Annotated in this window: 7 protein-coding genes; 1 reads left to right on the top strand and 6 read right to left on the bottom strand. The window is 69.9% G+C overall.

Annotated elements, in window-relative coordinates; translation table 11 throughout:
- The first annotated feature begins 127 nt into the window (after nt 1–127).
- Complete coding sequence (locus ACFVT5_RS12760) at nt 128–691, top strand: GNAT family N-acetyltransferase (protein WP_389885189.1); 564 nt, start codon at nt 128–130, stop codon at nt 689–691.
- A 32-nt stretch (nt 692–723) separates the two neighbouring features.
- Here the strand turns inward: ACFVT5_RS12760 and ACFVT5_RS12755 are convergent, their stop codons facing one another.
- The 6 genes from ACFVT5_RS12755 to ACFVT5_RS12730 all read right to left on the bottom strand — a co-directional run bounded on the left by ACFVT5_RS12755 (nt 724) and on the right by ACFVT5_RS12730 (nt 7966).
- Nucleotides 724–2223 (bottom strand): type VI secretion protein, encoded by a 1500-nt coding sequence (locus ACFVT5_RS12755; RefSeq protein WP_389885186.1) that lies wholly within the window; start codon nt 2221–2223, stop codon nt 724–726.
- Nucleotide 2224: 1 nt separating this feature from the next.
- Nucleotides 2225–3637: an ATP-binding protein gene (locus ACFVT5_RS12750; RefSeq protein WP_389885183.1), complete on the bottom strand. Its 1413-nt coding sequence runs from the start codon at nt 3635–3637 to the stop codon at nt 2225–2227.
- 42 nt (nt 3638–3679) lie between these two features.
- A complete protein-coding gene (locus ACFVT5_RS12745) occupies nt 3680–5221 on the bottom strand; it encodes an SCO6880 family protein (protein ID WP_389885301.1) in 1542 nt (513 codons plus the stop codon).
- A gap of 23 nt (nt 5222–5244) precedes the next feature.
- Entirely contained in the window at nt 5245–6573 is a 1329-nt protein-coding gene (locus ACFVT5_RS12740; protein ID WP_389885180.1) for a hypothetical protein, read from the bottom strand.
- Nucleotides 6563–7456 (bottom strand): hypothetical protein, encoded by an 894-nt coding sequence (locus ACFVT5_RS12735; RefSeq protein ID WP_389885178.1) that lies wholly within the window; start codon nt 7454–7456, stop codon nt 6563–6565. Before ACFVT5_RS12735 ends, ACFVT5_RS12740 begins: the two co-directional genes overlap by 11 nt.
- Before the next feature lie 201 nt (nt 7457–7657).
- Nucleotides 7658–7966, bottom strand: a complete 309-nt coding sequence (locus tag ACFVT5_RS12730) for a hypothetical protein (protein ID WP_389885176.1) — start codon at nt 7964–7966, stop codon at nt 7658–7660.
- Nucleotides 7967–8131: the final 165 nt, after the last annotated feature.

Here is an 8131-nt window from a genome sequence, read left to right as displayed (position 1 = left end):
GGTACTGCAGGGGGGACCCTGTGGGAGAGTAGGACACCGCCGAACTATCTTTATGGGAAAGCCCCCGCACCTCGGTGCGGGGGCTTTTTCGTTTTACCGGTGAGGGGACGGCCCGTACCATCTCCGTATGGAGCACGTGATACGCGCCGTACGCGCCGATGAATGGTCGCAGATCAAGGAATTGCGGCTGGCCGCCCTGCGGGACCCCGCGGCGTCGATTGCCTTTCTGGAGACGTACGACGCCGCGTGCGCCAAGCCGGACGCGTTCTGGCAGGACCGGACGGCCCAGGCCGCACAAGGCGTGGCTCAGCGGCAGTTCGTCGCGGAAGGCCCCGACGGCACCTGGGGTGGCACCGTCGTCGTACTCATCGAGGAGCCCGGTTCCCTCGACTTCTTCGGGAACCCCGTCGAGCGCCGGCAGGTACATCTCGTCGGTGTGTTCGTACGGTCCGAACACCGCGGCACCGGGATCACGCAGGCGCTGTTCGATGCCGCGCTGGAATGGGCGTGGTCCGTGGACGGCGTGCACCGGGCGCGGCTCTTCGTGCACCAGGACAACGGGCGCGCCGACAGCTTCTACCGCAAGGCCGGCTTCGTACCCAGTGGTGTGACCGTGGTGGAGCCGGGGGGACCGGACCGGAACGAGACGCACGACCACGAGTTGGTGATGGCCAGGCCGTCGCGAGGCTAGCTTTCGGACGGGGAGTCAGACCAGGGAGTGGGTCAGACCGGGAGTTCGTCGTGGGGCCAGCGGGTGCGGCCCTGTTCGCGGGAGCGGAGCAGGGCCAAGGTCGGCAGGCCCCGGTCCGCTCCCGTCGTCAGCAGCTCCGGCAGTTGCGGGAGCGGGGCCACCGCCGCCACGTCCTCCAGGACGAACGTAAGTGGTGGGTCGAGCCGACCAGAGGATGACCGTTCGGCCATGCGCCGGCCGTGCTCGACCACGCTTGAGGCCAGAGCCGTATGCAAAGGCATGGCTCCGGGATGGGACCTGGGGTCCTCAATGGCTTCCCCCACCAGATAAAGCGTGCCCCCTTCGTTCACGAAGGAATCCAGGGTGAGGGCATCAGTTCGGTTCGGTGTGCACGCCTCGCGGATGTTGACCGTGAACAGGGCCGACAGCGCACGGGCCGTCAACTCCTGGGCCACATCACGGCGTTCCGGATGGCCGGTGAGTGCCGCCTCCAGCTCGCCTGCCGCGCCCGATGCCGCCTTGGGATGCGTACGCAGCGCACGGACCGCCTCCTGCACCTGGCTGCCCTGCGCCCAGCGGTGGACGTGGCGGAACTGGCGGCCGTCCACGGCGGCGGCGTGCAGGAAGCTGCGCATGAGCGTTTCGGCCGTGTCGGCGACCGCCGCGTCGATCTTCGCGCTGGGGCGTACCGGGGCGAGCAGGGCCTTGGCGCGGCGGGCCGCCGTGTCCCGGTCCTCGCAGCCGGCGGTGGGGGACCAGTGCATACGGGCCGGGGTGTCGCAGAGGTGGGACGGGTCGTAGAGGAGGACCGGGCCGAGTTTGGCGCGGGCGTCCTTCGTCTCCTCCCACACCGTGGGGTCCGAGGTGACCACCATCGCGGGGCCCTCCGCGTCCCGTACGGCCTGGATGGCGGCCGGGTGCCGAGTTTCGGGCGGGCCCAGGAGCATGCCCCTCCGGGGGTGCGGGACCGGCGCCGGTGTCGGGGCCGGTGCCTCCGGCGGGGGTTCCTGGACGGTCGGCGTCGGCGTCGGCATCGCTTGCTGTTCCGCGCCTTCGGCGCAGAGATCCCGCACACCCGCCCATTCTTCTTCCGGAACCTTCGAGTCGACCCGCGCCGGGGCGCCCGGAACCTTCGAGTCGACCCGCGCCGGAGCCCGTCGCATAGCCCGCAGTCGTGTCACCACGCCCAGGACGAACACCCCCAGCACCACCAGCACCATCACCTGCCCTATGAACAGGCCCCAGAAGAGCCCGTAGCCGGAGAGGTGGTCCGGTGGGGTCGCGGGCCAGGCCGTGGGGAGGTCGCGGGGGGCCGCGATCAGGCGGCGCATGGCCAGGGGGGTGTTGCCGAAGGTCACCGACGACGGCCAGGAACCGTGGGCGAACAGGCCCGCCAGGCCCGTCGCCGACCACACCATGATCGTCATGCCGAGCAGGAAGGCTAGGACGCCCACCAACAGGCCGTCGGGCACGCCCCGTTCCCGGTGTTCGGCGCCGCCGCCTCCGTATCCTCCGCTGTCGTGTCTCGGCATGTCAGGCCACCGTGGATTCCGACGAGTCGGCGAGCTGTTGTTCCACGAACGCCGCCGCGCGCTCCTCCGCCTCCAGTTCCGCGGCCCGTAGCGCGTCGTCCGCCATCTCGGCCGACGACTGGGTCATCGCGCGGTCCGTGAAGACGAGGGGGCGTTCCGTCTCGGTGATGAGGTGTTTGACGACCTGGACATTGCCGTTGACGTCCCACACCGCGATGCCCGGGGTGAGGGTCGGGATGATCTCGACGGCCCAGCGGGGCAGGCCCAGGACGCGGCCCGTGGCGCGGGCCTCGTCGGCTTTCTGGGCGTAGATCGTCCGCGTGGACGCCATCTTGAGGATCGCCGCCGCCTCCTTGGCCGCCGCTCCGTCCACCACGTCCGAGAGGTGGTGGACCACCGCCACGAAGGACAGGCCGAGACGGCGGCCGAACTTCAGCAGGCGCTGGAACAGTTGGGCGACGAAGGGGCTGTTGATGATGTGCCAGGCTTCCTCGACCAGGAAGATGCGCTTCTTGCGGTCCGGGCGGATCCAGGTGTGTTCCAGCCAGACGCCGACGATCGCCATCAGGATCGGCATCGCGATGGAGTTGCGGTCGATGTGGGACAGGTCGAAGACGATCAGCGGTGCGTCCAGGTCGATGCCGACCGTGGTCGGGCCGTCGAACATGCCGCGCAGGTCACCGTCGACCAGTCGGTCCAGGACCAGCGCGACGTCCAGGCCCCAGGCGCGTACGTCGTCCAGGGCGACGTTCATCGCCTCGGCGGAGTCAGGCTCGGGGTGGCGGAGTTGCTCGATGATGTCGGTGAGGACCGGCTGGCGTTCGACGGTGGTCTCGTTGACGTAGGTGTGCGCGACCTTCAGGGCGAAGCCGGAGCGCTCGTCGAGGCCGTGGCCCATCGCCACCTCGATGATGGTGCGCAGCAGCGCCAGTTGGCCGGTGGTGGTGATCGACGGGTCCAGCGGGTTGAGGCGGATGCCCATGTCGAGGGCGGCCGTCGGGTCGAGCCGGATGGGGGTTATTCCCAGCTCTTCGGCGATGAGGTTCCATTCGCCGACGCCGTCCTCGCCCTGGGCGTCGAGGACGACGACCTGCCGGTCGCGGAACCGCAACTGGCGCATGACATAGGTCTTCTCCAGTGCGGACTTGCCGTTGCCCGACTCGCCCAGGACCAGCCAGTGCGGGGCCGGCAACTGCTGCCCGTAGAGCTGGAAGGGGTCGTAGATATAGCCCTTGCCGGAGTAGACCTCGCGGCCGATGATCACGCCGGAGTCGCCGAGTCCGGGTGCGGCCGTGGGCAGATAGACCGCCTGGGCCTGGCCCGTCGAGGTGCGCACCGGCAGTCGGGTCGTCTCCACCTTCCCGAACAGGAAGGCGGTGAAGGTGTCCGTCAGGATGGACAGCGGATCCCGCATCACCACATCAGCTCCCGCATGACCACATCAGCTCCTGTCCACCTACCTGCGGATGCCGGTCGCGAACGGCAGGGTGTTGACGAATGCCCTGTGGTGCTCGCGGTCGCACCACTCCAGCTTCAGATAGGACTTGCCCGCCGACGCTCGGATGGTGCGCTTGTCGCGGGCCAGGGACTCCGGGGAACGCGAGGACACGGTGATGTAGCCGACGAGGTTGACGCCGGCCGCGCCGGACGCGAGGTCCTCGCCGCGCTGGTCGAGCCGGGAGTGCGCGGCGATGTCGCGGGGGTCCACGGTCCGGTTCATCTTGGCGGCGCGGCTGGCGTCGGCCTCGTCGTTGGTCTTCTCGGTGAGCATCCGCTCGATGGCGATCTCGGTGGGTTCTAGGTCCATGGTGACGGCGACCGTGCGGATCACGTCCGGGGTGTGGACCAGGAGCGGTGCGAGGAAGTTGACGCCGACGGGGGTCATCGGCCACTCCTTGACCCACGCGGTGGCGTGGCACCAGGGGGCGCGACTGCTGGACTCGCGGGTCTTCGCCTGGAGGTACGTGGGTTCCATGGCGTCGAGTTCGGCGGGCCAGGCGTTGCGCTTGGTCATGGCCTGGATGTGGTCTATGGGGTGGTCCGGGTCGTACATGGAGTGCACGAGCGACGCGAGGCGGCCCTGGCCGAGGGGCTGGCGGACGCGGATGTCGGCTTCCTGGAGGCGGGAGCAGATATCGGTCAGCTCGCGGGCCATGACGACGGCGAGACCGGCGTCGCGGTCGAGTTTGCGGCCGGAGGTGGGGCGGGCGGCGCGGGCCATGGCGTGTGCCTCGGCGGCGAGTTCGCGGCTGTAGTGCATACAGGCGACGAGGTAGGCGCGATGCTGCTCGCTGCTGGTGGAGACCATGGACTGGAGCTGGTCGTAGGACTGCTGGAGCCAGCCGGGCGCGCGTTCGTCGCCGCGCACGGTGACGTCCTTGGCGTGGGCGTCGGGGTCGGCGGGCAGGGTGCGGGCGAGCATCTGGAGGCGGGTGACGAAGCCGTCGCCGTTCGCGACGTGCTTCAGCAGGGTGCCGAAGCGGTCGACGAGGGCTTCCTGGTCCTCGGAGTCGCGCAGGCCGACGCCGGGGCCCTCGATCTCGATGGCCGCCGTGACGGTTCTGCGGTCGGCGTGCAGCAGGACGGCGATCTCGTCGGGTCCGAACGGCGCGGCCAGCCAGGAGATACGGCCGATGCCGGGCGGCGGTCCGATCTCGACCTCGCGGCCGTCGAACCGTACGCCCGCCTCCGGGGCCTGGGAGCGGTACGTGGTGCCCTGTTTGACGCGGCGCTTGTAACTGCGGTTGATCTCGAACCACTTGTAGAAGGTGCGGCGCTTGTACGGGATGTAGACCGCTGCGAGGGCGAGCAGCGGGAAGCCCATGAGCAGGACGATCCGCAGGGACAGGACGGGGACGAGGAGTCCGCACATCATGCCGAGGAACGCCCCGGCGATGATCAGCGCGATCTCGCCCGTCTCGCGGTTGCGCCCGACGACGGCGTTCGGCCGGGCGCGGCCGATGAGATACGTCCGGCGGGGCGCGACCGGATGGGACATATGGGACACCGAGGAGTCGGTGGTCAACGCCCTTCACCTCCCGTGCGGTGGTTACTGCCTTTGCGGTGGCCGGCGTGCGGGGTGTTGATCGGGCTGCTGCGGGGTGCGGGTGCGGCGGAGGGGACAGATCCGCCGCCTCCCGCACCGCCCGCGCCGCGGCTGCTGTGTGCGGCCACCCCGCCGCTCACCGGGTTCGCGGGCCGGGGCGGCTGGCCGCCGCCTTCGGCCCTGCCCCGGGCGCTGTGGGTCTTGATGCCTTGCGATACGAGGGCGGCCGGGGAGCTGATGACGGCCGCGGCCCGGTTCTCGGCACCTTGCTGGATACGGTTGTTGCGGGAGCCGGCGATCTCGTCGCCGAAGCCGGGGACGAAGCGGTAGATCATGGCGCTGGCGAAGATGGCGAGCAGGATGATCGCGAGGCCGGAGATGACGGCCGAAAAGGCGTCGGGGCCGTTGTCCGACCCGCTGAGCGCGCCGGCGAGGCCGAGGACGATCACGATGACCGGTTTGACGAGGATGACGGCGATCATGATGCCGGCCCAGCGGCGGACGTGGCCCCAGAGGTTCTTGTCGACGAGTCCCGCGTAGACGACCGTGCCGAGGAGTGCGCCGACGTAGAGCAGGGCGGCGCGGATGACGAGTTCGAGCCAGAGGATGCCGGCGGCGAGGATCGACACGAGGGCGACGACGATCAGCATGATGGGGCCGCCGCCGATGTCGGTGCCCTTGGTGAGGGCTTCCGAGAAGGAGCCGAAGAACACGTCCGTCTGGCCGCCGGTGGATTTCGCGAGGACGGCGGTGACACCGTCGGTGGCGGATACGACGGTGTAGAGGATGAGCGGGGTGAACGCGGACGCCAGGACCGTCAGCCAGAGGAAGCCGATGGCCTCGGACAGGGCGGTGCCGAGGGGGACGCCGCGGACCGCGCGCTTGGCCACGGCGAGGAGCCAGAGCAGCAGCGTCAGGACGGTCGACGCGGCGAACACCACGGCGTACTGCTGGAGGAACTTGGGGTTCGTGAAGTCGACGTTCGCCGTCTCCTTGACCGCGTCGGACAGCTTGGTGACGGTCCAGGAGGCGGCCTCGGCGCAGCCCTTGGCCAGGGAGGCGAGGGGGTCGAGGGTGCTGGGGAGGGTGTCGGAGGGGGTGTTGGGGGAACGGCTGGTGCCATTGCCTCGTTCGCAGTAGTCCTTGGCGGGGCCGCGAATCAGGTCACAGGGGTCGTTGCTGGGAGTGGGGGACGGGGTCGGTGCGGCGACGGCTCGGGTCGCCAGGAGGACGGCGGCCGTCTGTACCGAGGTGACGGCGGCGGTGAGCGTCAGGAGGGCACGGCGGCGCTGTTTACCGGGCATAGGTGAAGCCTCCGTACTGCTCCACTGCCTTCGTGAGTTCGTCGGCGGTGGACGCGGTCTGGTCGCGCCCGGTGGGGACGGGCCCGTCCTTCTGGTCGAAGTCGGCGACCTTCCAGTCACCGCCGTTCCAGCGCAGTTCGTAGGTGGTGGTGTACCAGTTCTCGGTGACCGGGTTCTTGGAGCCTTCGCCGGCGAGGCCGAAGAGTGAGGAGTTCCAGACGGCGACGGTCGCGCTGTCGGCGCTGAACTTCTCGACCTTGGTGCCCACGGGGATGACCCGGGAGATGAACGTCTGCCCGTCGGGCGCCGATCCGTCGCGGTCGAGGCCGATGCCGGTGAGGAAGTCCTCGGCGCTGTACGCCGTGTCCAGGTCGGCCTGGCGGCCGGCCGCGGCGTCAGGGGTGTAGACGGCGGTCACGATGGCGCGGCGTCGGTCCGTGCTGAACATCTCCGCCGATCCCAGCGCCACCGCGTAGTTGGCCGCCGCCGACTCCGCCCCCTGCCGGTCATGGGCGAAGCCCGACGGGATGCCGGCGTTCTTGGCGTCGACCGGTTGGGTGCCGGAGGCTGCCGTGGGGGCCGGTTTGGCGTTGCTGGTGTCGTTGTTCGACGAGGAGTCGCCGCCGCCGCGGTTCGCGAAGGCGATGGCCGCGATGAGGAGGACGACGACGCCGACGACGGTGACGAGGCTGCGGGAAGGGGTGCGGCCGGCTCTGCGGGCGCTCCCGTACCCGTCGCCGTCCCGCTCGGGCAGCCGCGTCCGGGTCTGGCCGCTGCCGCCGAACTCGTCGTCGTCGCGCCCCGCGTCCCCCGTGTACCGCCCGGCGTCGCCGCCGTAGCGGGCGGATTCGCCGTCGTAGCCGTGGTCGTCACTCGGGCTCATGCCGCGTACGCCCCCTCAGCGTCGTACCCAACCGCGTGGACCGCGTAGTACGACGGTAGCCGTGCTGGTTCCCGCGCGGGCGCGGTGTGGTGACTCGACATCAGGGAAACGCAACCTCAGCCGGTGGGCGCGACGGACGGGTGGGACGGGGGATGAACGGGGCGCTCCGACCGGGACTGACGGGCGCCGGACGCGGCGCGGCTAGACGGCCATGCCGTACACGATGGTGAAGAGCGTGCCGAGGGATCCGATGATGAACACACCGGTCAGGCCCGCGATGATGAGGCCCTTGCCCTGCTCCGCGCTGAAGGTGTCGCGCAGTGCCGTCGCGCCGATGCGCTGTTTGGCCGCGCCCCAGATCGCGATGCCCAGGCAGAGCATGATGGCGACCGCCATCACTACCTGGATCATCACCCGCGCTTCGCTGCCCAGGCTCCCGAAGGGCCCCCAGTCCGGGGCGATCCCGCCGATGATGGTGGTGATGTCGCCCTTTTCGGCTGCCATAAGCATGTAACTCACCGCCCCTGTTGGGTAGTTCCCGCTCCTCTGCGAGTGCGCAGAGGTCACGCCTATTGTCGCCGACAATGGCGCCGACGGATGTCGACTTGACGTCATTGGTTGGCGGGTTTCGTACGGATCCCCGGTCGCCGGCCCCCGCGCGGGGCGTGAGACGGC

It is taken from the genome of Streptomyces sp. NPDC058001 (assembly GCF_042886315.1).
In the GTDB taxonomy this organism is placed as follows: domain Bacteria; phylum Actinomycetota; class Actinomycetes; order Streptomycetales; family Streptomycetaceae; genus Streptomyces.
The sequence above is the reverse complement of the archived record's forward strand: the minus strand, read 5'-3'. Positions and strand labels throughout refer to the sequence as shown.

Coding starts and splice junctions, on each gene's coding strand:
- ACFVT5_RS12730 (WP_389885176.1), bottom strand. CDS start 7,966: ATGCTTATGGCAGCCGAAAAGGGCGACATCACCACCATCATCGGCGGG.
- ACFVT5_RS12735 (WP_389885178.1), bottom strand. CDS start 7,456: ATGAGCCCGAGTGACGACCACGGCTACGACGGCGAATCCGCCCGCTAC.
- ACFVT5_RS12740 (WP_389885180.1), bottom strand. CDS start 6,573: ATGCCCGGTAAACAGCGCCGCCGTGCCCTCCTGACGCTCACCGCCGCC.
- ACFVT5_RS12755 (WP_389885186.1), bottom strand. CDS start 2,223: ATGCCGAGACACGACAGCGGAGGATACGGAGGCGGCGGCGCCGAACAC.
- ACFVT5_RS12750 (WP_389885183.1), bottom strand. CDS start 3,637: ATGCGGGATCCGCTGTCCATCCTGACGGACACCTTCACCGCCTTCCTG.
- ACFVT5_RS12760 (WP_389885189.1), top strand. CDS start 128: ATGGAGCACGTGATACGCGCCGTACGCGCCGATGAATGGTCGCAGATC.
- ACFVT5_RS12745 (WP_389885301.1), bottom strand. CDS start 5,221: ATGTCCCATCCGGTCGCGCCCCGCCGGACGTATCTCATCGGCCGCGCC.